17 protein-coding genes and 1 pseudogene are annotated in these 22616 nt (G+C 67.3%); 10 read left to right on the top strand and 8 right to left on the bottom strand.

Going from position 1 to position 22616, the window contains the following annotated elements; genetic code table 11:
- The first annotated feature begins 22 nt into the window (after positions 1–22).
- From recF to gyrB, 5 genes and pseudogenes are all read left to right on the top strand, one after another.
- The gene (gene recF, locus ABNX41_RS05995) at positions 23–1120 is read left to right on the top strand and encodes a DNA replication/repair protein RecF (protein ID WP_438668812.1); all 1098 of its coding nucleotides are present in this window, start codon (positions 23–25) and stop codon (positions 1118–1120) included.
- A pseudogene (locus tag ABNX41_RS05990) lies at positions 1117–1539 on the top strand (VOC family protein); the annotation flags it as partial. The gene recF and the pseudogene ABNX41_RS05990, both read left to right, overlap by 4 nt.
- 6 nt (positions 1540–1545) lie before the next feature.
- Positions 1546–2064: a GNAT family N-acetyltransferase gene (locus ABNX41_RS05985; protein ID WP_438668887.1), complete on the top strand. Its 519-nt coding sequence runs from the start codon at positions 1546–1548 to the stop codon at positions 2062–2064.
- 1 nt (position 2065) lies between these two features.
- Entirely contained in the window at positions 2066–2686 is a 621-nt protein-coding gene (locus ABNX41_RS05980) for a LysE family translocator (protein ID WP_438668811.1), read from the top strand.
- A gap of 81 nt (positions 2687–2767) precedes the next feature.
- Entirely contained in the window at positions 2768–5218 is a 2451-nt protein-coding gene (gene gyrB / locus ABNX41_RS05975) for a DNA topoisomerase (ATP-hydrolyzing) subunit B (RefSeq protein ID WP_438668810.1), read from the top strand.
- Between the two features lie 121 nt (positions 5219–5339).
- Here the strand turns inward: gyrB and ABNX41_RS05970 are convergent, their stop codons facing one another.
- Positions 5340–6212, bottom strand: coding sequence for an SDR family oxidoreductase (locus tag ABNX41_RS05970; protein ID WP_438668809.1), 873 nt, complete (start codon positions 6210–6212; stop codon positions 5340–5342).
- A gap of 137 nt (positions 6213–6349) precedes the next feature.
- On the opposite strand from ABNX41_RS05970, the gene ABNX41_RS05965 reads away from it, so the two are divergent.
- Both ABNX41_RS05965 and ABNX41_RS05960 read left to right on the top strand, forming a co-directional pair.
- On the top strand, positions 6350–7828 hold the full coding sequence (locus ABNX41_RS05965) for an AMP nucleosidase (RefSeq protein ID WP_438668808.1): 1479 nt from the start codon (positions 6350–6352) through the stop codon (positions 7826–7828).
- A gap of 157 nt (positions 7829–7985) precedes the next feature.
- On the top strand, positions 7986–8273 hold the full coding sequence (locus ABNX41_RS05960; RefSeq protein WP_438668807.1) for an HU family DNA-binding protein: 288 nt from the start codon (positions 7986–7988) through the stop codon (positions 8271–8273).
- A 59-nt stretch (positions 8274–8332) separates the two neighbouring features.
- Here the strand turns inward: ABNX41_RS05960 and ABNX41_RS05955 are convergent, their stop codons facing one another.
- The 7 genes from ABNX41_RS05955 to ABNX41_RS05925 all read right to left on the bottom strand — a co-directional run bounded on the left by ABNX41_RS05955 (position 8333) and on the right by ABNX41_RS05925 (position 15748).
- A complete protein-coding gene (locus ABNX41_RS05955) occupies positions 8333–9241 on the bottom strand; it encodes a hydrogen peroxide-inducible genes activator (protein WP_438668806.1) in 909 nt (302 codons plus the stop codon).
- A gap of 450 nt (positions 9242–9691) precedes the next feature.
- Positions 9692–10078, bottom strand: coding sequence for a monovalent cation/H(+) antiporter subunit G (gene mnhG / locus ABNX41_RS05950; protein WP_438668805.1), 387 nt, complete (start codon positions 10076–10078; stop codon positions 9692–9694).
- Complete coding sequence (locus ABNX41_RS05945) at positions 10075–10359, bottom strand: K+/H+ antiporter subunit F (protein ID WP_438668804.1); 285 nt, start codon at positions 10357–10359, stop codon at positions 10075–10077. Before ABNX41_RS05945 ends, mnhG begins: the two co-directional genes overlap by 4 nt.
- On the bottom strand, positions 10356–10847 hold the full coding sequence (locus tag ABNX41_RS05940; protein ID WP_438668803.1) for a Na+/H+ antiporter subunit E: 492 nt from the start codon (positions 10845–10847) through the stop codon (positions 10356–10358). Before ABNX41_RS05940 ends, ABNX41_RS05945 begins: the two co-directional genes overlap by 4 nt.
- Positions 10844–12514 (bottom strand): monovalent cation/H+ antiporter subunit D, encoded by a 1671-nt coding sequence (locus ABNX41_RS05935; protein ID WP_438668886.1) that lies wholly within the window; start codon positions 12512–12514, stop codon positions 10844–10846. The genes ABNX41_RS05940 and ABNX41_RS05935 overlap by 4 nt, the downstream gene beginning before the upstream one ends.
- 7 nt (positions 12515–12521) lie before the next feature.
- Complete coding sequence (locus tag ABNX41_RS05930) at positions 12522–12860, bottom strand: Na+/H+ antiporter subunit C (protein WP_438668802.1); 339 nt, start codon at positions 12858–12860, stop codon at positions 12522–12524.
- Positions 12860–15748 carry a monovalent cation/H+ antiporter subunit A gene (locus tag ABNX41_RS05925; protein WP_438668801.1) on the bottom strand — a complete coding sequence of 963 codons (2889 nt, stop codon included), beginning with the start codon at positions 15746–15748 and terminating at the stop codon, positions 12860–12862. The genes ABNX41_RS05930 and ABNX41_RS05925 overlap by 1 nt, the downstream gene beginning before the upstream one ends.
- A gap of 447 nt (positions 15749–16195) precedes the next feature.
- Here ABNX41_RS05925 and ABNX41_RS05920 point away from each other — a divergent pair, with 447 nt between their 5' ends.
- The 3 genes from ABNX41_RS05920 to urtB all read left to right on the top strand — a co-directional run bounded on the left by ABNX41_RS05920 (position 16196) and on the right by urtB (position 22587).
- Positions 16196–18919, top strand: a complete 2724-nt coding sequence (locus tag ABNX41_RS05920; protein ID WP_438668800.1) for a cation-transporting P-type ATPase — start codon at positions 16196–16198, stop codon at positions 18917–18919.
- 381 nt (positions 18920–19300) lie between these two features.
- Complete coding sequence (gene urtA / locus ABNX41_RS05915; RefSeq protein ID WP_438668885.1) at positions 19301–20569, top strand: urea ABC transporter substrate-binding protein; 1269 nt, start codon at positions 19301–19303, stop codon at positions 20567–20569.
- A gap of 65 nt (positions 20570–20634) precedes the next feature.
- Positions 20635–22587 carry an urea ABC transporter permease subunit UrtB gene (gene urtB / locus ABNX41_RS05910; protein ID WP_438668799.1) on the top strand — a complete coding sequence of 651 codons (1953 nt, stop codon included), beginning with the start codon at positions 20635–20637 and terminating at the stop codon, positions 22585–22587.
- Positions 22588–22616: the final 29 nt, after the last annotated feature.

Raw genomic sequence — 22616 nt, 5'->3', positions numbered from 1 at the left:
AAGAAGAAAGGGGCGCGGGGGCATGAGGGGGCTTGCCGTCACCCGGCTTTTCCTGTCGCATTTCCGCAGCCACCAGAGCGCCCGGCTGGCGTTCGATTCCCGTCCGGTGGCGATCGTCGGGCCGAACGGGGCGGGCAAGACCAATATCCTGGAGGCGGTCTCGTTGCTTTCGCCCGGGCGCGGGCTGCGGCGCGCGGCGCTGGAGGATATGGCGCGGCGGCCGGAGGCCATCGGCTGGAAGATCGCGGCGGAGTTGCGCGGGTCCGAGGCCGGGCATGAGATCGAGACCTGGGCCGCAGGATCCGGGGCGCGGGAATTGCGCATCGACGGCAAGGCGGCGCGGCAGGTGGCTCTGGGGCGGCTCTTGCGGGTGCTGTGGCTGGTGCCTGCGATGGACCGGCTGTGGATCGAGGCGGCCGAGGGGCGGCGGCGGTTTCTGGACCGGCTGGCGCTTTCCTTCTTTCCCGAACATGCCGAAGCCGCGCTGGATTACGAAAAGGCCATGCGCGAGCGCAACCGCCTGCTGAAGGAGGAGGTGCGCGATCCGCGCTGGTATGGCGCGTTGGAGGCCCGGATGGCCGGGGCGGGCGCGCGGCTGGAGGCCAATCGCGCGGCGACGCTGGAGAGGCTGGCCCTGGCGCAGTTGGGCGGGCGCGACATCTTTCCCCGGGCCGAGCTTTCGCTGATCCATCCCGAACCTGTCGCCCCCGGCGCCGAGGCGCTGGCCGAGGCTCTGGCCGCCGGGCGGCGACGCGACATGGCCGCCGGGCGCACGCTGAGCGGGCCGCATCGCACCGACCTGGGCGCCGTCTATGCCGCCAAGGACGTCCCCGCCGATCAATGCTCGACCGGCGAGCAGAAGGCCCTGCTGCTGAGCCTGATCCTTGCCAATGCGCGGGCGCTGACGCAGGATCTGGGCCGGGCGCCGGTGCTGCTGCTGGACGAGGTGGCGGCCCATCTCGACCCCGACCGGCGCGCGGCGCTTTATGACGAGATCGTCGCGCTTGGCGCGCAGGCGCTGATGACCGGGACCGAGGCCGCGCTGTTTGACAGTCTGGGCGAAAGCGCGCAGATCATCCGCGTCGCCGAAACGGGCGGCCTGAGCCGGATCGAGACATGACCCCGCAGCGCGTGAGCCTGATAACCCTTGGCGTGGCCGATCTGGCGGCGGCGCGCCGCTTCTATGCCCGGCTCGGCTGGGTCGAACATGCCGAAAGCCAGGAGGGCGTGGCGTTCTTCCAGATGCAGGGCGCGGCGCTGGCGCTGTTTTCGCGCCGGGATCTGGCCGCCGACCAGAAGCGCGATCCGGCCACGCTTGGCACCGGCGCCGTGACGCTTGCGCAGAATTTCGCCTCGCGCGAGGCGGTGAATCGGGCCTTTGCCGCCGCCGTCGCCGCCGGGGGCACGGCGCTCAAGGCGCCCGAGCCGGTGTTCTGGGGCGGCTATTCCGGCTATTGGGCCGATCCCGACGGCCATGTCTGGGAGGTGGCGCTGAACCCGTTCTGGCCTCTGGCTTCGGACGGGCGGCTGACCTTGCCCGGCGGGGTGGAGCGGATCGCCGAGGCCGATCTGCCCGAGGCGGACGAGGCGGGGATCTCGGCCCTGCTGGCGCGCTGTTTCGAGGGGTTCGGCGGGCGCAGCCACTACCTGATCCGCCACGACTGGCGCCATGTGATCCGCGAAGAGGGCGGGATCATCGCCCATCTCGCGGTGCAGTTGCGCGCGATGCGGCTTGGCGGGCGGCTGATCACCGTGGCCGGGATCGCCGATGTCGCCACCGATCCCGACCATCGCGGCAAGGGCCATGCCGCCAAGCTGCTGCGCGACGCCATCGCGCAGGCGGGGCAGGCGCGGGCGGAATTCGTGCTGCTTTTCGGGACGGCCAGGATATACGCCGCGGCCGGGTTCCGGCCGGTCGCCAATCCGATCATCTGGGTCGCGATGCCGGGCGCCGTCACCGGCGAGATCCGACGCGCGCCTGCCGAGGCGCTGATGGTGCTGCCCTTGCAGGGGACCGCCTGGGACGAGGCCGCCGAACTCGATCTGCTGGGCCCGCTGTTCTGAGATGAGCATCACCTTTCAGCAGTTGATCGTCTATGCGCTTGGCATGGCGGCGCTTTGGGCGGTGCCCGGCCCGGTCTGGGTCGCCCTGATCGCGCGGGCGCTGTCGGGCGGTTTCGCCACCGCCTGGCCACTTGCGGTCGGCGTGGCGCTTGGCGACATGATCTGGCCCCTGGCCGCGATCATGGGGCTGGCCTGGGTCGAAAGCGTCTATGGCGATTTCCTTGCCATGCTCAGATGGGTGGCCGCCGGGGTGTTCCTGATCATGGGGATCTTGCTTCTGCGCAAGCCCGCCGAGCGGCCGCAGGGCGACGGCCGGTTGACGCGCCCGGGCCTTTGGGCCGGGCTGAGCGTGGGCCTTGCGACGGTGATCGGCAATCCGAAGGCGATCCTTTTCTACATGGGGGCGCTGCCCGGCTTCTTCGCGCTGGAGCGGCTGACCACGCCCGATATCGTCGCGATCCTCTGCGTCTCGGCCCTGGTGCCGATGCTGGGAAATCTTGGCCTCGCGCTGTTTCTGGACCGGGCGCGGGCGCTGCTGTCCAGCCCCGGGGCGATGCGGCGGCTGAACATCGCCTCGGGGCTTTTGCTGATCGGTGTCGGCCTTGTGATCCCGTTCCTTTGACCACAAAATCTGGTGGCCTGCGCGTGACATCGCCGGGCCGAACCGCTATAACCTGCGGACAATGTGAAGGGTTAAAGACGCATGGCCGAAGCCGCCCGCAAGCCCGCCGAATACGGCGCAGATTCCATCAAGGTTCTCAAGGGGTTGGAGGCGGTTCGCAAACGCCCCGGCATGTATATCGGCGATACCGACGATGGTTCCGGCCTGCACCATATGGTCTATGAGGTGGTCGACAACGGCATCGACGAGGCGCTGGCCGGCCATGCGACCGAAGTGGTGGTCACGATCCACGAGGACGACTCGGTTTCCGTTCGCGACAACGGGCGCGGGATCCCGGTCGGCATCCACGCCGAAGAGGGCGTCTCGGCGGCCGAGGTCATCATGACCCAGCTTCACGCCGGCGGCAAATTCAACAACACCGACGACAGCGGCAATGCCTACAAGGTCTCGGGCGGGTTGCACGGCGTGGGCGTATCGGTCGTCAACGCGCTGTCGGAATGGCTGGACCTGACCGTCTGGCGCGAGGACAAGGAATATCGCGGGCGGTTCGAATTCGGTGAATGCACCACGCATGTCCATGAGGTGGGCCCCGCCCCCGGCAGGCGCGGGACCGAGGTGCGCTTCCTGGCCAGCGCCAAGACCAACCGCGAGGACGGGACGTTCTCGAACCTGGAGTACAGCTTCAAGACGCTGGAGAACCGGCTGCGCGAACTCGCCTTCCTGAATTCGGGCGTCAGGATCGAACTCACCGACCTGCGCGGTGCCGAGCCGCAGCATGTCGAGATGCATTACGACGGCGGGGTGAAGGAATTCGTCAAATTCCTCGACCGTTCGAAACAGGCCGTGCTTCCCGAACCGATCTACATGACCGGCGAGCGCAACGGCATCAGCGTCGAAGTGGCGATGTGGTGGAACGACAGCTATCACGAGAATGTCCTGCCCTTCACCAACAACATTCCGCAGCGCGACGGCGGCACCCATATGGCGGGCTTCCGCGGCGCGCTGACGCGCTGTGTGACCTCCTATGCCCAGACCTCGGGCATCGCGAAGAAGGAGAAGGTCGATTTCACCGGCGACGATGCGCGCGAGGGGCTGACCTGTGTGCTGTCCGTCAAGGTGCCGGACCCGAAATTCTCAAGCCAGACCAAGGACAAGCTGGTTTCCTCGGAGGTGCGGCCCGCGGTCGAGAACCTGGTGAACGAAAAGCTGTCGGAATGGTTCGAGGAAAACCCCGGCCCGGCCCGGATCATCGTCGGCAAGATCGTCGAGGCGGCGCTGGCGCGCGAGGCGGCGCGCAAGGCGCGCGAGCTGACCCGGCGCAAGACCGCGATGGATGTGAACTTCCTGGCCGGCAAGCTGAAGGATTGCTCCGAGAAGGACCCGTCGAAATCCGAGGTCTTCCTGGTCGAGGGCGACAGCGCCGGCGGCTCGGCCCAGACCGGGCGCGACCGCAAGAACCAGGCGATCCTTCCGCTGCGCGGCAAGATCCTGAACGTGGAACGCGCGCGGTTCGACAAGATGCTTTCCAGCCAGGAGATCGGCAATCTGGTGATGGCGCTTGGCACCGGGATCGGGCGCGACGAATTCAACATCGGGAAACTGCGCTACCACAAGGTCGTCATCATGACCGATGCCGATGTGGACGGCGCCCATATCCGCACGCTGCTCTTGACCTTCTTCTTCCGGCAGATGCCGCAACTGATCGAGGGCGGCTATCTCTACATCGCGCAGCCGCCGCTTTACAAAGTGCAGCGCGGCAAGTCCGAGGTCTATCTGAAGGACCAGGCCGCGCTTGAGGATTACCTGATCGAGCAGGGGCTTGAAGGGGCCGTGCTGCGCCTTGCCAGCGGCGAGGAACTCGCGGGCGCCGATCTTGCGCGGGTGGTCGAGGGCGCGCGCGCCTTCCGCCGGGTGCTGGACCTGTTCCCGACCCATTATCCGCGCCAGATCCTGGAACAGGCCGCGCTGGCGGGGGCCTTCGATCCCGGCAGCCTGGAGGCGGATCTGCAATCCCTGGCCGATCAGGTGGCGCAGCGGCTCGATCTGGTCGCCGTGGAATATGAGCGCGGCTGGCAGGGCCGCATCACCCAGGACCACGGCATCCGCCTGTCGCGCATCCTGCGGGGGGTCGAGGATCTGCGCACGCTCGACGGCGCGGTGCTGCGCTCGGGCGAGGCACGGCGGCTCGGTCAGGTCGCGGGCCAGAACCGCGATGTCTATCGCAACCCCGCCCGCCTGCTGCGCAAGGAGCGCGAGCAGGTGATCCACGGGCCCGTCGATCTGTTGAAATCGGTGCTGGCCGAGGGCGAAAAGGGCCTCAGCCTGCAACGCTACAAGGGCCTGGGCGAGATGAACCCCGAACAGCTTTGGGAAACCACGCTGGATCCCGAGGCGCGCACCCTCCTGCAGGTGAAGGTCGACGATCTGGCCGAGGCCGACGACATCTTCACCAAGCTGATGGGCGATGTGGTCGAGCCGCGGCGCGAATTCATCCAGCAGAACGCGCTGAACGTGGAAAACCTGGACTTCTAGGCCCCTTCCGGGCGCGGGCCTCCCGCGACCCGGACGGCTCCTGGGTCTGGCCGGGATGGCGGGGTTCCGCCTTGCGGGCTACGCCAGTCTGACCGCCAGCCCCCTGCCGCCCGGGGCCGCGTCAGGCCGCGCGCTCGGCGGCAAGGATCGCCGCCAGCCCCTCGCGATAGCTGGGATAAAGCAGGCTCACCCCCAGATCGCGCTTGATGCGGTCGTTCCTGACGCGGCGGCTTTCCTCGTAGAAACTGCGCGCCATCGGCGGCAGGTCGGCCTCCTCGAACCGCACGGACGGGGGGGCGGGCAGGCCCAGAAGCGCCGCCGCATGGGACAGCACCACATCCGCCGGGGCGGGTTCGTCGTCGCACAGGTTGTAGATCGCGCCCGGATCGGGGCGGCGGATCGACGCCTCCAGCACCTGGGCGATATCCTCGACATGGATGCGCGAGAAGAGCTGGCCCTCTTTCAGGATCCGCCGCGCGGTGCCGTCCTTGACCTTCTGGAACGGCCCCCGGCCGGGGCCATAGATCCCCGCAAGCCGGAAGACATGCACCGGCAGCCCGCTTTGCAGCCATTCGGCCTCTGCCTCGACCCGGTCGCCGGAACGGCCCCGGGCGGGCGCGGGCGGGGTGGTCTCGTCGACCCAGGCGCCGTCGCGATTGCCGTAGACCCCGGTGGTCGAGAGATAGCCCACCCATTCGGCCCGGGCCGAAGCGATCCCGGGCAGGGCGGCCAGGAACGGATCGCGCCCGCCCACCGGCGCGGCCGAGGCCAGGACATGCGTCGCCTGCGCCAGCGCCGCGCCAAGATCGGTGGTCCCTGGATCGGCGAGCCCAGGATCGGCGGGCCAAAGCAAAGGCTCCACCCCCGCCGCGCGCAGGCCCCCGGCCCGGGCCGGGTCGCGCGTGGTGCCGATCACCCGCCAGCCCTGCGGGATCAGCCGTCGCGCCAGCGCCGCCGCCGAATAGCCATGTCCAAGCGAAAGAAGCGTTTTCATGCCGCGCAGTATCGCCCCCGCCCCCGCCGGGCGCAAGCCGCAGGGCCCGCCCGCGCGCGCCCGCGTCATCAGGAGTTCACTTGCGCCCCCCCGCCGCTTCGGGCTTATATCGGGCGATCACCCTTCAGGGACCGATCATGCAGGACAATTTGTCGAACCTTTGCCTTCCCGACCACCCCGCCCATGAAAGCTTCACCACCGCCGAGGCCGCCGTCGAACGGCTGGAACTGCTTTACGCCCAGGCGGTCGAACATCTGACCCGGGCCTTCAACCGCGCCTTGCGCGACGGGCGTCCCGGTCGCCGGATCCGCGCCTGCTACCCCGAGATCCGGCTGAGCGTGGAAACCTTCGGCAAGATCGACTCGCGGCTGTCGTTCGGCCATGTCAGCCATCCCGGCCTCTATTCGACCACGGTGACCCGGCCCGACCTGTTCCGCAACTACCTCACCCAGCAGATCGAGCTTCTGATCCAGAACCATGACGTTCCGGTCAGCGTCGGCCCCTCTTCCACCCCGATGCCGGTGCATTTCGCGGTCGCGGGCAATCCCGCGATCTCGATCCCGCAGGAAGGCGCGATGGACTTCCCGCTGCGCGACGTCTTCGACGTGCCCGACCTTGCGACCACCAATGACGATATCGTCAACGGAACGCTTTCGCATTTCGACGACGGCTCAATGCCGCTGGCGCCCTTCACCGCGCAGCGCGTGGATTATAGCTTGGCGCGGCTGTCGCATTACACCGCGACCGATGCGAGCCATTTCCAGAACCACATCCTTTTCACCAACTATCAGTTCTATGTCGATGAATTCGAGGCCTATGCCCGCGCGGCACTGGCCGATCCGGCGTCCGACTATACCGCCTTCGTCGCCACCGGGAACCAGCAGATCACGACGCCGGACGGCATCATCCATCCGGTCGCGAAACTGCCGCAGATGCCGACCTATCACCTCAAGCGCGCCGATGGCCAAGGCGTGACGCTGGTCAATATCGGCGTGGGCCCCTCGAACGCCAAGACCGCGACCGACCATATCGCCGTGCTGCGCCCCCATGCCTGGCTGATGGTCGGCCATTGCGCGGGCCTGCGCAACACCCAGGCGCTTGGCGATTTCGTGCTGGCCCATGGCTATCTGCGCGAAGACCATGTGCTGGACGACGACCTGCCGGTCTGGGTGCCGATCCCGGCACTGGCCGAGATCCAGATCGCGCTGGAAGACGCGGTGGAAGAGGTCACCCAGCTTGAGGGTTACGAATTGAAGCGCATCATGCGCACCGGCACCGTCGCCACCATCGACAACCGCAACTGGGAATTGCGCGACCAGTCCGGCCCGGTGCGGCGGCTGTCGCAATCGCGGGCCGTCGCGCTCGACATGGAATCGGCCACGATCGCGGCCAACGGCTTTCGCTTCCGGGTGCCCTATGGCACGCTGCTCTGCGTCTCGGACAAGCCGCTGCATGGCGAACTGAAGCTGCCCGGCATGGCCTCGGACTTCTACAAGACACAAGTCAGCCGCCACCTGAAGATCGGCATCCGTGCCATGGAACTTTTGCGCGAAATGCCGGTTTCGCGCATCCACAGCCGCAAACTTCGCAGCTTCGAAGAGACCGCTTTCCTGTGATCTGCGGCCCCGAGCGGCGAAATCCGCCGCAAATCCGCCGGTGATGCCGGTCGGGGGCTTGAACTCGGCTGAAAAAGCGGGTGATTGGGCAGCGATCCAAGCCCGTGGGGCCGCTCGGAAACGGGCGATGGAGCACACATATAAACAGGAGACATCAATGTCCAAACCGATCACCAAGACCCAGCTCGTCGCCGCCGTCGCCGAGGCCATGGGCGCCGACAAGAAGACCGCCACCGCGGCGCTGGACGCCATTGCCTCGGTCGTGGCCAAGGAAGTCGCCGCGGGCGGCGCGGTGACCCTTCCGGGCCTTGGCAAGGTCGCCTGCAAAGAGCGCCCCGAGCGTCAGGTCCGCAACCCCGCCACCGGCGAGACCATGACCAAGGCCGCCGACAAGCAGGTCAAGTTCGCGATCGCGAAATCGCTCAAGGATCTGGTCAACGGCTGAGCCGCGGGCCCACCGGAACCAGCGATGGCCGCCTTCGGGCGGCCTTTTGCTTTTTCGGATCAGGCGCCCGCCGGGCGCAGCCCCTCGGCGGCCTCGCGCACCACGGCGGCGATCTGGCTCAGTTGCGCCTCCATCGGGCTGGAGCGGCGCCAGACCATGCCGATGGTGCGATGGGGCTGCGGGTCGCGGAAGCGCGCCACAGAAACCGGGGCGGCGCGGGTCTCGACCGGGACCGCCATTTCCGGGATCAGGGTGATGCCGATTCCCGCCCCGACCATCTGCACCAGCGTCGACAGGGTGGAGCCGTCCAGCATCTCGCGCGGGCGGCCGGGCGATGCGCCGCAGTAGGACAGCGCCTGGTCACGGAAGCAATGCCCCTCTTCCAGCAGCAGGAGCCGCATCTGGCTGAGCATCTCGGGATGGGGCACCGGCTTTGCGGCATCCTCCTGCGGGCGGACCAGCACGAAACGCTCGGTGAAAAGCGGCATCTCGGTCAGCGAGGGCTCCGAGACCGGCAAGGCGATCACCGCCGCATCCAGCCGCCCGTCGGTCAGTTCCTCGATCAGGCGCGGCGTCACCGTCTCGCGCAGTTGCGGCGAAAGCTCGGGAAACCGCCGCCCCAGCCGCGCGATGATGCCGGGCAGCAGATAGGGTGCCACGGTGGGAATCACCCCGATCCTGAGCCGCCCCGAGAGCTGGCCGCTTTCGGCCCGTGCCAGACCCTCCAACTCGTCCACCGCGCGCAGGATCTCCTTGCCGCGCGCCAGAAACACCTCGCCGAAGCCGGTCAGGCGGATCTGGCGCGCGGCACGCTCGATCAGGGCGGCGCCCAGCGAATCCTCCAGGTCGCGGATCTGCATGGAAAGCGCGGGCTGGGTCACCGCGCAATCCTCGGCGGCGCGGCCGAAATGGCGGTGGCGGGCGAGCGCCTCGAAGTAGCGGATCTGCTTGAGGGTCAGGTTTTTCATCAGCATATCTTATGCTTGTGACCGTTCGGATGGAATGCGACTGATCGGTCTTTTTTGAGGCCCCGGGCGGGCCCCGACCATTCCCGAGTGTTTAGCTTGGCCAAAATCTCCCGACTAAATAAGTCAACTATTTGATTTCATTTAATATTCTTGACAAAGCCGAATCCATGCGCTATGTGATTCTCAAGAAAGCCAGCCAGCCTCGTGCAAGCCCGCTCTCCTCTGGATCTGCGCGAAGCCAGACCAACCTGCCCCAGCCACGCATGATGCGCCGCCAGATGCAGGTCCAGCCATCGCCTCGAAGCCCATCCCATAGCCTGATTGCCATGTCGCCACGCAGCCAGACGCGGAGAGGTCCGGACAAAACGAAAAGGCAGTCCCCCGGGACTGCCTTTTCGTTTTCAGACCGGATCCAAACGGCCCTGCTCACCCGGATTGCAGGAGCAGGCCTCAGTCCTTCAGCAGTTCCACCTCGGGTGCCTCGCTGCGGTTGAGCGAGCCGGGGATGTCCTTGCGCCCCTCGGCCCTGTCGCGGTGCAGCGCGGCGCGGCCCAGAAGCATCAGCGTGACCGGGGTCGTGATCATCACGAAGATGCCGATCACCAGCTCATGCAGCACGATCCGCTCGGGATCGGTCCAGTTCGCGACGATCATCGAGGCAAGCAGCACCCCGGCGGCCCCCCAGCTCGTGCCCAGCGTCGGCGCATGAAGCCGGTCGTAGAAATCGCGCAGTTGAAGAAAGCCAAGCGCGCCCAGGAAGGTCAGCGTCGCGCCGACGATCAGGAAGAAGGCGACCGGAACGGCGATCCACCAGGGAATGGTCTCAAGATGGCTCATTCGATCACCTCGCCGCGAATCAGGAATTTCGCCGCCGTGACGGTGGCGACGAAACCGACGAGGCCGATGACCATCGCCGCCTCGAAGAAAAAGGGCGTGCCGGTGCGGATCCCGGTCGCGATGAACAGCAGCATCGCCGTGACATAAAGCGTATCCAGCCCCAGGACCCGGTCCTGCGCGCGCGGCCCCCGCAACACCCGCACCCCGGCCAGCACCGCCGCCAGCGCCAGCGCGATCTGCGAATAGGACAAGGCGATCAGAACCAGCGTGCCGGGGGTCATTCGAAAATCTCCAGAAGCAGGGATTCGTAGCGGTCGCGGATCAGGTTGCGCCAATGCGCTTCATCCACAAGGTCGAAGACATGCAGCAGAAGGATATTGTCGTCGGTGTCATGCTCAAGCCAGGCCGAGCCGGGCGTCGCGGTGACGATCATGGCCAGAACCGCCAGCGGCACCGGATCCTGGATACGCAAGGGGATCTGCACGAAGGCCGATTTCCGGGTGCCCCGGCGCCCGCGCGTCGCGATCAGCCAGGCCACCGCGATGTTCGAGCGGATGATGTCGTAGGAGACGATCCGCATCAGATGGAACATCGCCATCGGCGCGCGCAGCCGCAGCCGGTCGGGCTCCAGCGCCCCAAGCGCCCATCCGGCGACCAGGGCGATCGCCGTGCCCAGCACGGCATGCCCCAGCGAGAAGCCGTTCAGAAGCAGCCACATGCCGACCAGGCCGACCGTCAGCAGGGGGTGGGGCACCAGGCGCCGCATCATTGCGCTTCCTCCTCGGTCCCTTCGGTGGCCGGTGCGGGCGAAGCCGGGGCCGGAGCGGGCAGGCTGCGCACCCTTGGCGCCGAGAAGACACCGTCGGAATAGATCCCGGGCTCGTGCAGCGCCTCGGATGTCACGTCGGTATAGCGCAGCACGTCATGGGCGCGCAGGGTCAGAAGCCCCAGCAGGCCGACCAGCAAGATCACCGGCGCGATCTCCAGCGCCAGCACCTTGGGCACCGCGCCCTCGCTCGCCCAGAAGGTCTGGACCCCGATCCGCACCAGGCCGATCAGCGTGGCGAAGCCCGACAGCAGCAGCAGGACAAGGAAGGTCCAGCCCAGGACGCTACCGCCCAGATCGCCCCCCATCAGGCCCTGAAGCACCGCAACCTTGCCGATGAAGCCCGAAAGCGGCGGCAGGCCCGCCAGCACCAGAAGGCAGGCGCCGAAGCTCAGCCCCAGGACGGTGATGGTGCCGGGGATGGCAAGGCCCGCCTCCTCGGCTTCGTCCTCTTCGGTATCAAGCCCGTAGGCATCCGCCGTCAGCGCCAGCATCGAGGCGATCCCGCCTTCCTCGCGGCCCATCGGCTCGATCAGCAGGAACAGCGCCGAGGTCGCGACGGTGGAGCCCAGCATGTAGTAAAGCGCCCCCGACAAAAGCGCGGTGCCGCCGCCTTGAAGCGCAAGCCCGACGCAGGCCAGCACCGTGCCGGACGAGATCAGCACCAGATGCCCGGTCACCCGCCCGATCCCCTGCGAGCCAAGCACCCCCACCAGCCCGAAGGCCACCGTCGCCATGCCGCCCCAGGTCAGCACCGCCGCGCCGAACCCGGCCGAGGCCCCGGCATCGGCGCTGAAGAACAGCATCGAGATCCGCAGCACGACATAGACCCCGACCTTGGTCATGATGGTGAACATCGCCGCCACCGGCGCCGCCCCGGCCATATAGGTCGTCGGCAGCCAGAACGACAGCGGCCACATCCCCGCCTTCACCAGGAAGGCCAGGCCCATGATGGTGATCCCGGCGTGGAAGAACGGCCGCTCGGTCTCGGGCAGGGTCACCACCATCTGCGCCAGATGCGCCATGCTCAGCGTGCCGGTGACGCCGTAGATCAGGCTGACACCCACCAGGAAGAACAGCGAGGCCGTCAGGTTGACCGCGATGTAATGCAGCCCGGCCCGCACCCGCAACTGCCCCGAACCATGCAGCGCCAGCCCGTAGGAGGCCGCCAGCAGCACCTCGAAGAAGACGAAGAGGTTGAACAGATCCCCGGTCAGGAACGCCCCGTTCACCCCCATCAGCAGGAACTGGAACAGGGAATGGAAATGCTGCCCGTTGCGGTGCCAGCCGCCGCCCGCGTAAAGCAGCGCCGGTATCGCCAGCAGCGCGGTCAGCACCAGCATCATCGCCGACAGCCGGTCGAGGACGAGGATGATGCCGAAGGGCACCGCCCAGTTGCCCAGCAGGTAGAAGGAAATCTCGTTCCCGCCCGAATCGGGCCCGCCCTTGGAACGGTTCAGCAATTCGACCGCCACGAAAAGCAGCGCCGCCGCCGAAACCAGGCTGATCCCCAGCTTCGCCTTCCGCTGCCGCTCGTCGTAAAGCAGCATCAGGGCCCCGGTGACGAAGGGGATCAGGATCGGCGCGATGATCAGATGTTCGCTTGCCAGCATCGTCTCAGCGGTCCTTCCCGTCCACATGGTCGGTGCCGGTCATCCCGCGCGAGGCGATCATCACCACCAGAAACAGCGCCGTGGTCGCGAAGCTGATCACGATGGCCGTCAGCACCAGCGCCTGGGGCAAGGGATCGGCATAGTTCTGCGGATTGATGAAACCGCCCTTGGGCATGATCGGCGGCGCGCCCACCGTCAGCCGCCCCATCGAGAAGATGAAGATGTTGACGGCATAGGACATCAGCGCCAGCCCGATGATCACCTGGAAGGTGCGCGGCCGCATCATCAGCCAGATCCCGGACCCGGCCAGCACCCCGATCGCGGCGGAAAGGACGATCTCCATCAGCCAGCCTCCCTTTCCTCGGTCTTCTCTTCTTCCTGCTCGCGCAGCCGGGCCGAACGCAGCGACTGGTGGGCGATGGCGATGACCATCAGCACGGTCGCCCCCACGACAAGGGCGAAGACGCCCAGGTCGAAGCCCATGGCGGTGGCCATCGGCACCTTGCCGATCAGCGGCATGTCGACATAGCGGGCATGGGCCGACAGGAACGGATAGCCGAAGAGGAAGGCGCCGATCCCGGTCGCCCCCGCCACCAGAAGGCCGAAGCCCATCCAACGGATCGGCAGGATGGTGATCCGCATCTCGACCCAGCGGACGTTCGAGGCGATGTATTGCAGCAAGAGCGCGATCGCCAGCGTCACCCCGGCCGAGAAGCCGCCCCCGGGCAGGTCATGGCCGCGGAAGAACAGATACGAGGCCATGACGATCAGCGCGGGGAACATCCAGCGCATGATGACCGAGGGCACATAGAGATAGTCGCGCAGCGCGCCGTCGCGCTCGCCCTGCTGCTGTTCGGGGGCGCGGATGCTCTCGGGCGCCGGACGGAAGCGGCGCAGCAGCGCATAGACCGTCAGGCCGACGATGGCGAGGACCGTGATCTCGCCAAAGGTGTCGAAGGCGCGGAAATCCACCAGGATCACGTTGACCACATTGGTGCCGCCGCCCTCGTAATAGGCGTTCCTCAGGAACCAGTCGCCGATATTGGGGACCAGCTTGCGCGTCATCACCGCATAGGCAAGCGCCGCCAGCCCCGCCCCGGCCACGATGGCGATCACCAGATCGCGGCCGCGCCGGACGCGGGCGGGCAGCAGGTTGTCCTCGTGGATCTCCTCGCGGCGGCGGGGCAGCCAGCGCAGCCCCAGAAGCAAAAGCACCGTGGTCACGATCTCGACCAGAAGCTGCGTCACCGCGAGGTCGGGGGCCGAGAACCAGGCGAAGGTCAGGCAGGTGATCAGACCCGCGCCGCCCAGAAGGATCACCGAGGCGAAGCGGTGGTATTTCGCCTGCCAGGCCGCGCCGATGGCGCAGGCGCCGCCGATCAGCCACATGATGCCGAAGGCCGGGCTCAGCGCATTGGTCTTGACCGGCGGCAGCGCCCAGAGCGCGCCCCCCAGCACCAGCACCGCGGCGCCGATCCCCAGAAGGAACAGCAGCCGGATCTGCGGCTGAAGCCGCTCGGTCCCCAGGAGGCGATGGATCGCGCGCGGCCAGCTCCAGCTCAGCCGCAGCATCAGCCAGTCGTAGACCTTCTGCCCGCGCAGCCGGTGCAGCAGCGGCGGCCCCTCGGGGCCCTGCGCGATCCGGCCCGCGAACAGGAAATAGACCGCAGCGCCCAGGACGATGGCTGCCACGCTCATCATAAGGGGAGTGTTGATGCCGTGCCAGATCGCGATATGCACTTCGGGCAGGTCCGCGCCCAGGATCGAGCGGGCGGCGACGTTCAGCACCGGCTCGACGGTCAGGGCGGGCAGGATGCCCACGGCCAGGCAGATCACCACCAGAAGCTCGACCGGCAGGCGCATCAGCACCGGAGGCTCATGCGGCTTCTTGGGCAGGTCGGTGGCCTCGGGCCCGAAGAAGACAGCAAGCGCAAGGCGCAGCGAATAGGCCACGGTGAACAGCGCGGCCAGCGTGGCGAGCCAGGGCAGCGCCTCGTCCAGCCAGGAGCCGTTGTGCCAGTCCGCCGCCTCGGCGAAGAACAGTTCCTTCGACAGGAAGCCGTTCAGCAAGGGCACCCCCGCCATCGCCGCCGAGGCCACGATCACCAGCGTCGCGGTGATCGGCATGGTCCGGCGCAGCCCGCTCAAGCGGCGCATGTCTCGGCTGCCGGTCTCGTGATCGACGATCCCCGCCGCCATGAAGAGCGAGGCCTTGAACACCCCGTGGTTCACGATGTGGAAGACGGCGGCGACGATGGCGCCGGTGCTGCCGATCCCCGCCAGCGCGGTGATCAGCCCCAGGTTCGAGATCGTGGAATAGGCCAGCAGGCCCTTCAGGTCATGGCGGAAGAGCGCGATCACCGATCCGGCCAGCAGCGTGGTCATGCCGGTGCCGGTCACCAGCCAGAACCAGGCGTCCGAGCCGCCAAGCGCCGGGAAGAACCGGATCAGCAGGAAGACCCCGGCCTTCACCATGGTCGCCGAATGCAGATAGGCCGAAACCGGCGTCGGCGCAGCCATGGCGCCGGGCAGCCAGAAATGGAACGGGAATTGCGCCGATTTGGTGAAGGCGCCCAGCAGGAACAGGATCAGCACCGGCAGATACAGCGGATGCGCCTTGATCGCCTCGCCCGAGGCCAGCACCACGTCCAGGTCGTAGCTGCCGGTGATCTGCCCCAAAAGCAGCATCGCGGCCAGAAGGCAGATCCCGCCGCCCCCGGTGATCACCAGCGCCGTGCGCGCGCCGTCGCGCGCGGCGGGGGTGTGATACCAATAGCCGATCAGCAGGAACGAGATGATCGAGGTCAGCTCCCAGAACACCACCAGCATCAGGATATTGCCCGAAAGCAGCATCCCCACCATCGCCCCGGTGAAGGCCATCAGGAAGGAATAGAACCGCGGCACCGGATCGGATTTCGACAGGTAGTAGCGCGCATAGACCACGACGAGGATGCCGATCGCCAGCACCAGCGCCACGAAAAGCCAGGCATAGCCGTCGACGCGGAAACTCAGGTTCAGGCCAAGCGCCGGGATCCAGCCGACCACGGCGCGCGGCACCTCGCCTTGCGAGACGGGATCGTAGAGCCCCAGAAGGATCAGGAGCCCTCCGGCCAGCGACAGGCCCGAGATCCAGGCCGCCGCCGTATGGGCATGGACCGGCAGCGTCGCCGCCACCACCGCCGCAAGGAAGGGCAGGAGGACAAGGATCAGGATCAGGTTGTGCTCGATCATTCCCCCTCCGCCCGGGCAATCCGTGGTGTTTCGGCCTGTGCCCCCGCGGCATGAAAGCACGAGCCAAGGCTGCGGGACACGCATGCGTCCGGCACAACCTTGCGGGCTGACAGGTCGGGAGAACCATCGGCCCCAAAAAATAGCCTCGGGCCGCTGAGTTCAAGCCCTTATCATGCAATCTTCTGGCCGGTTCTCAAGAAATCCTCATGACATGTCCGTCATTGCCATCCCCGTCCGCGCCCTTCCCGCGCGCCCGCCCCCGATCCGGCGGCATGCGGCATGTTTGTCCCTTGATCCCGGCCCGGTATGCGCGAAAAATGACGGCTCTGCCGACATACGTGCCCCTGGCGCGCAAATCGCCGGGCCCTTGCGTGCCCAGACATCAGATCGAGAGACTGCCGGACGCGCCGCAAGGCCGCGCCGACGGACATGACAGCCCGGAGAGACATGATGGCCACCCTTCAGGACCGCCCCGGCCCGCAGGACGGGACCGCGACCGAAAGCCCGGCCTTCCACGCCCTTCCCGCGCCGCAGGTGCTTCAGGCCCTGGAAAGTGCCGAGGACGGGCTGACCGGCGCCGAGGCCGCGCGGCGGCTGTCGATACACGGGCCCAATGCGCTGCCCGCCGGGAAGGGCCGCCATCCGCTGATGCGCTTTCTGGCGCAGTTCAACAATGCGCTGATCTATTTCATGCTGGCGGGCGCGCTGGCGGCGGGGCTTCTGGGCCATCTGGTCGATGCCGGGGTGATCCTGACCGTGGTGCTGGTCAATGCCGTGGTCGGCTATTTGCAGGAGGGCAAGGCCGAGAACGCGCTGAACGCGATCCGAAGCATGATCTCGCCCCGGGCGGCGGTGCTGCGCGACGGGCTGCGGGTCTCGGTCGCGATGGAGGATCTGGTGCCCGGCGACGTCGTCCTGCTTGAGGCGGGGGACCGCATCCCCGCCGATCTGCGGATCCTGCGCGCGCGCAGCCTGACCGTGGACGAGGCCATCCTGACCGGCGAATCCGTCACCGCCTCGAAACACCCCGATCCGGTCGAAGCGGGCGCGGCGCTCGGCGACCGCAAATCCATGCTGTTCTCGGGCACGCTGGTCGCCACCGGCCAGGGCGCGGGCATTGTGACCGCGACCGGGCTTGCGACGGAGATCGGCCGCATCTCGGCTCTGCTCCGCGGGGTAGAGGAGCTGACGACACCGCTGCTGCGCCAGATCAACGCCTTCGGGCGGCGCTTCACCTGGTTCGCCTTCGCAGGGGCGGCGGCGCTCTTCGCCTTTGCCGTCGGCCTGCGCGGCTTCGGCTGGGAAGATGCGCTGATGGCGGTGGTGGCGCTGGCGGTGGGGCTGGTGCCCGAGGGCCTGCCCGCCGTCATCACCATCACGCTCGCCATCGGGGTCCAGCGCATGGCCGGGCGCAATGCCGTCATCCGCCATCTTCCCGCGGTCGAGACCCTGGGCGCGACCTCGGTCATCTGCTCGGACAAGACCGGCACGCTGACCCGCAACGAAATGACCGTGCGCCGCCTGATCACCGCCGAGGAGGCACAATTGGTCGAGGGCGCGGGCTATGATCCCGGCCCGGTCCGCCTGTTCGCTTCCGGCAGCCATCACGAACCCAGCATGGCGCTGATCCGGGCCGGGCTTTTGTGCAACGATGCAAGGCTGCACCGGAAGGGCGCCGAATGGCAGGTAGAGGGCGATCCGATGGAGGGCGCTCTGGTCACGCTCGCGCTCAAGGCGCCGCTCGTCCCCGAGGACGAGCGCGCGGCGCGTCCCCGGCTCGACCTGATCCCCTTCGATGCCGCGCATCGCTTCATGGCCACGCTGCACCGCGCGGCGGACGGCGGCGGGCTGATCCTGATCAAGGGCGCGCCCGAGCGCATCCTGGAAATGTCAGACCGGCAGGAGACCAGCCACGGCCCGGCGCCCCTGGACAACGCGTTCTGGACCAATCGCATCGCCGCCGCCGCCGCCGAGGGCGAGCGCGTCCTGGGCTTCGCCATGAAGCGCACCGATCCCGGCCGGACCGCCATAGACTTTCCCGATGTGGAAAGCGGGCTGGTGTTCCTGGGCCTTGCCGGTTTCATCGACCCGCCCCGCGACGAGGCCCGCGCCGCCATCGCCGAATGCCATTCGGCGGGGATCGCGGTGAAGATGATCACCGGCGACCATGCCGCCACCGCCCAGGCCATCGCCCGCCAGCTTGGCCTTGCGCCCGAGCCCCGGGTGCTGACCGGGCAAGAGCTCGACCGTCTCGACGATGCCGCCTTCCAGCGCGCCGCCGTCGAGACCGAGGTCTTTGCCCGCACCTCGCCCGAGCACAAGCTGCGCATTGTCCGCGCGCTTCAGGCCGAGGGCCGCGTCGTCGCCATGACCGGCGACGGGGTGAACGACGCCCCCGCCCTGAAACAGGCCGATGTCGGCGTGGCGATGGGGATCAAGGGCACCGAAGCCTCGAAAGAGGCGGCGCAGATGGTGCTGATGGACGACAATTTCGCCTCGATCGTCAATGCGGTCCACGAGGGCCGCACCATCCACGACAATATCCGCAAGGTTGTGGGCTGGACCCTGCCCACCAACGGCGGCGAGGCGATGGCGGTGATCCTGGCGATCCTGTTCAACTTCGCCATGCCGATGACGCCGGTGCAGATCCTGTGGATCAACCTGATCCTTGCCGCCACGCTGGGGCTGGTGCTGGCCTTCGAGCCATCCGAGCCCGGGGTGATGAAACGCAGCCCGCGCAGGCCCGACGCGGGGCTGCTGACGCCGTTCCTGGTCTGGCGCATCGTCTTCGTCTCGGCCCTCTTCACCGCGATGGTGCTTGGTATCTTCTTCTGGGCGCAGGCCCAGGGCCGCGACCTTGCCACCGCGCGGACCATGGTGGTGAACCTGCTGGTCGTGGCCGAGATATTCTACCTCTTCAACGTGCGCTATCTGCACATGACCTCGTTCACGCTGACCGGGGTCAAGGGCACCGGGCCGGTTCTGGGCGCCATCGCCGTGGTGGTGCTGGCGCAGCTTGCCTTCACCTATCTGCCGGTAATGCACGCGATCTTCGGCTCGCGTCCCCTGACCCTGGCCGACGGCGTGCTGATCATTGCCGTCGGGGCGTTGTCCTTCCTGCTTCTCGAACTCGAGAAACGCCTGATCCGCCCGCTTTTCGGCGACGAATAGCCCCGCGCCATGGGCAAGGCAGCCTGCCGCCGGGGGAATGGCCAGCCCCCGGCGCGACAGGATCTGCCGGTTTCATGGGCAAAATCCGGGCCCGCGCACGGTTATTCATCACCAGCCTGCGCGGGCCGCAGATTCTCTGACCTCTGCATGACAGAAGAATTGTGACAATCCCCGCCGCGGGCTCATTTTGCCTTCGGAGCCGAAACCTCGGCCAGATGCAGGAAGAGGCCTCTGGCCACATGGATCCGGCTCCATCGGCAAACTCGCAACGATAACGCCGCCCGACGCAAGATCGCCGACCCTCGTTGCAGGGCACAGGCGGCACGGGGCGGTCTAACATGGGGATATTCTATGAAATTTTCGCGCCGTTCGCTGCTTTCCATGGGCGCCGCCGCCATTGCCGCGCCGCTGGTCACGCCGCGCATCGCATTGTCGCAGGAAGGGCCGATCAAGGTCGGCATCCTGCATTCGCTTTCCGGCAGCATGGCCATCTCGGAAACCACGCTCAAGGACGTGATGCTGATGCTGATCGAACAGCAGAACGCCAAGGGCGGCCTCTTGGGCCGCCAGCTTGAGGCGGTGGTGGTCGATCCGGCCTCGGACTGGCCGCTCTTCACCGAAAAGGCGCGCGAGCTGATCACGGTCTCGGGCGTCGACGTGATGTTCGGCTGCTGGACCAGCGTGTCGCGCAAAGCGGTTCTGCCGGTCATCGAGGAGCTGAACGGCCTTCTGTTCTACCCGGTGCAATACGAGGGCGAGGAATCCTCGCGCAACGTCTTCTACACCGGCGCCGCGCCCAATCAGCAAGCCATCCCCGCGACCGATTATTTCCTTGAGGAACTGGGCGTCGAGAAATTCGCGCTTCTGGGCACCGATTACGTCTATCCGCGCACCACGAACAACATCCTCGAGGCCTATCTGAAATCCAAGGGCATCGCCGCCGAGGACATCTTCGTCAACTACACCCCCTTCGGCCAGAGCGACTGGTCCTCGATCGTGGCCGATGTCGTCGCGCTCGGCGCCGACGGCAAGAAGGTCGGCGTGATCTCGACCATCAACGGCGACGCCAATATCGGCTTCTACAAGGAACTGGCCGCGGCGGGCGTCTCGGCCGACGACATCCCCGTCGTCGCCTTCTCGGTCGGCGAGGAAGAGCTTTCGGGCCTCGACACCTCGAACCTCGTCGGCCATCTCGCGGCCTGGAACTACTTCCAATCCGCCGAAACCCCGGAAAACGAAACCTTCATCGCCGCCTGGAAAAGCTTCATCCAGAACGACGCCCGCGTCACCAATGACCCGATGGAGGCCCATTACATCGGCTTCAACATGTGGGTGAACGCGGTGACCCAGGCCGGGACCACCGATGTCGATACCGTCATCGACGCCATGGTCGGCCAGACCTTCCCCAACCTGACCGGCGGCACCGCCGAGATGCTGGCGAACCACCACCTGACCAAGCCCGTCCTGATCGGCGAGATCCGCGCCGACGGCCAGTTCGACATCATTAGCCAGACCGACCCCGTTCCGGGCGACGCCTGGACCGACCACCTGCCGGAATCGGCGGTGCTGGAAGCGGATTGGAAAGACCTCAAATGCGGCATGTTCAACACCGAGACCGAGACCTGCGTCCAGTTGACCTCGAACTACTGACCTGACCTCGGGCCCCGGGCGCGCTTCCGTCGCCCGGGGTCCCCAGACCGTCTCCCGGGGGCCGCATGTTCCGCTTTCTCCTGCCGCTGATCCTGGCGGTGCTTCTCGTCATGCCCGCGGCTGCGCGGGCCCAGGGCGGAATGCCGCTCGATGCCGTGCTGGCCGAACACCGCGACCAGATCGAAAAGCCCTCGCGCCAGACCATCGGCCCGGTGATCGACGCCATCGTCGAGACCCGCGATCCCGCCGCCGCCGCCATGCTCCAGGCCTGGGGCGACCGGGTCCTTGGCCTGAACGCGGCGGACGGGCGGTTCTACATCATCGCGCGCCAGGGCGACGACTGGGCGCTGACCGCGCTCGACGGCACCGACGCCGGGACTGCGCCGCGCGGCACCGTCACCGAACTGCGCCCCAATGCCGGCGTGCGCGAGTTGATCGCCGCCGCGCTGGTCGAATTCACCCTGACCGATCCCGATCCCGCGCGCCGCGCGCAGGCGCTCGATTCCATCGCCCGCTCGCCCTCCGAGGCCCATATCGAGCCGCTGCGCGACGCCGCCCTCACCGAAACCGACCCGGTGCTGAAGGCCCGGATCGCGCGGCTGGAACGCCTTGTCACCCTTCAGCACGCCCCCCTCATCGCCGACCGGATCGCAGCGATGGAGGGCTTTCGCGGCGACATCTCCCTCGACGTGCGCGCGGCGCTGAACCCGCTTCTGGCGACCACCCGCAAGGTGGCGACCGAACTGCCCGAGGGCACGAACATCGCCGCCGTCCTGACCCCGGGCGAGAATCTGGACGAGGCCGAGGCCTATGCGCTGCTGGTTTCCGCCGGACTCGCCCCGCCCCATATGACGACGGCCGAGCAGAAGACCGCGCTGGCCGCCAATATCGTCGACGGCGCGGTCGGCGGCGTGCCGCTGGCGGAACTGGCCAGCCAGGCCGGACGCGACCGCGCCTGGGAGGCGCTGGAGGCCGCGGGCTCCGTCCCCGCCGCCGCCACCGATGCCGAGGTGGCCGAGGCGCTCTCCGCCCATGTCTTCTTCGACGAATACCGCCAGCCGAATGCCGAGATCACCGCCGCCGCGCGCGACACGCTCGACAGTATCGAGACCAAGGTCGCGCTGATGCAGGCCGCCGACCTCGGCCTCGACGCGGTCTCGCTGGCCTCGATCTATTTCCTGGCCGCCATCGGCCTTGCCATCACCTTCGGCGTGATGGGGGTGATCAACATGGCGCATGGCGAATTCATCATGATGGGCGCCTATACCGGCTATGTCGTGCAGTTGTTCATCCCCGACCGGACGGTCTCGATCCTGATCGCGCTGCCGCTGGCCTTCGCGGTGACCTTCCTGGCCGGTGTCGCGATGGAAAGGCTGGTGATCCGCCATCTCTACAAGCGCCCGCTCGAAACCCTGCTCGCCACCTTCGGGATCTCGATCGCGCTCCAGCAGATCGCGAAGAACATCTTCGGCACCCAGGCGCGCCCGCTGACCGCGCCCGCCTGGCTCGACGGGCAGCTCGCCTTCAACGACATCGTGGCGATCAGCTATATCCGGGTGGCGATCTTCGTCATGGCGATGATCTTCCTGATCTTCTTCCTGTGGCTGATGAAGCGCACCCGCCTGGGGCTGGAGGTCCGCGCCGTGACACAGAACCCCTCGATGGCGGCGTCGATGGGGATCGATCCCGACCGCATCAACATGCTGACCTTCGGCCTGGGCTCCGGCATCGCCGGGATCGCGGGGGTGGCCATCGGGCTCTTCGCCAAGGTCACCTCTGAACTCGGCTCGGACTACATCGTGCAAAGCTTCATGACCGTGGTCGTGGGCGGGGTGGGCAATATCTGGGGCACCCTGGCCGGGGCGGCGCTGATCGGCGGGCTGCAGAAGGTCATCGAGTGGCTGAACCCCGCCAATACCCTGGCCGCGCAGACCTACATGATCCTCTTCATCATCCTCTTCATCCAGTTCCGCCCCCGGGGCATCATCGCCCTCAGGGGCCGCGCGGCGGGGGATTGATCCATGCCCCACATGCCCCGCCACCCCAC

Origin of the sequence: Pseudogemmobacter sonorensis, assembly GCF_042762395.1 — a bacterium.
In the GTDB taxonomy this organism is placed as follows: domain Bacteria; phylum Pseudomonadota; class Alphaproteobacteria; order Rhodobacterales; family Rhodobacteraceae; genus Pseudogemmobacter; species Pseudogemmobacter sonorensis.
Note: the sequence above shows the minus strand (reverse complement) of the source record. Positions and strands in the feature narration are given on the sequence as shown.

Bases quoted from the DNA above. Each gene is read 5' to 3' on its own strand.
- recF (WP_438668812.1), top strand. From the start codon at position 23: ATGAGGGGGCTTGCCGTCACCCGGCTTTTCCTGTCGCATTTCCGCAGC.
- ABNX41_RS05980 (WP_438668811.1), top strand. From the start codon at position 2,066: ATGAGCATCACCTTTCAGCAGTTGATCGTCTATGCGCTTGGCATGGCG.
- gyrB (WP_438668810.1), top strand. From the start codon at position 2,768: ATGGCCGAAGCCGCCCGCAAGCCCGCCGAATACGGCGCAGATTCCATC.
- ABNX41_RS05970 (WP_438668809.1), bottom strand. From the start codon at position 6,212: ATGAAAACGCTTCTTTCGCTTGGACATGGCTATTCGGCGGCGGCGCTG.
- ABNX41_RS05965 (WP_438668808.1), top strand. From the start codon at position 6,350: ATGCAGGACAATTTGTCGAACCTTTGCCTTCCCGACCACCCCGCCCAT.
- ABNX41_RS05960 (WP_438668807.1), top strand. From the start codon at position 7,986: ATGTCCAAACCGATCACCAAGACCCAGCTCGTCGCCGCCGTCGCCGAG.
- ABNX41_RS05955 (WP_438668806.1), bottom strand. From the start codon at position 9,241: ATGAAAAACCTGACCCTCAAGCAGATCCGCTACTTCGAGGCGCTCGCC.
- mnhG (WP_438668805.1), bottom strand. From the start codon at position 10,078: ATGAGCCATCTTGAGACCATTCCCTGGTGGATCGCCGTTCCGGTCGCC.
- ABNX41_RS05945 (WP_438668804.1), bottom strand. From the start codon at position 10,359: ATGACCCCCGGCACGCTGGTTCTGATCGCCTTGTCCTATTCGCAGATC.
- ABNX41_RS05940 (WP_438668803.1), bottom strand. From the start codon at position 10,847: ATGATGCGGCGCCTGGTGCCCCACCCCCTGCTGACGGTCGGCCTGGTC.
- ABNX41_RS05930 (WP_438668802.1), bottom strand. From the start codon at position 12,860: ATGGAGATCGTCCTTTCCGCCGCGATCGGGGTGCTGGCCGGGTCCGGG.
- ABNX41_RS05925 (WP_438668801.1), bottom strand. From the start codon at position 15,748: ATGATCGAGCACAACCTGATCCTGATCCTTGTCCTCCTGCCCTTCCTT.
- ABNX41_RS05920 (WP_438668800.1), top strand. From the start codon at position 16,196: ATGATGGCCACCCTTCAGGACCGCCCCGGCCCGCAGGACGGGACCGCG.
- urtA (WP_438668885.1), top strand. From the start codon at position 19,301: ATGGGCGCCGCCGCCATTGCCGCGCCGCTGGTCACGCCGCGCATCGCA.
- urtB (WP_438668799.1), top strand. From the start codon at position 20,635: ATGTTCCGCTTTCTCCTGCCGCTGATCCTGGCGGTGCTTCTCGTCATG.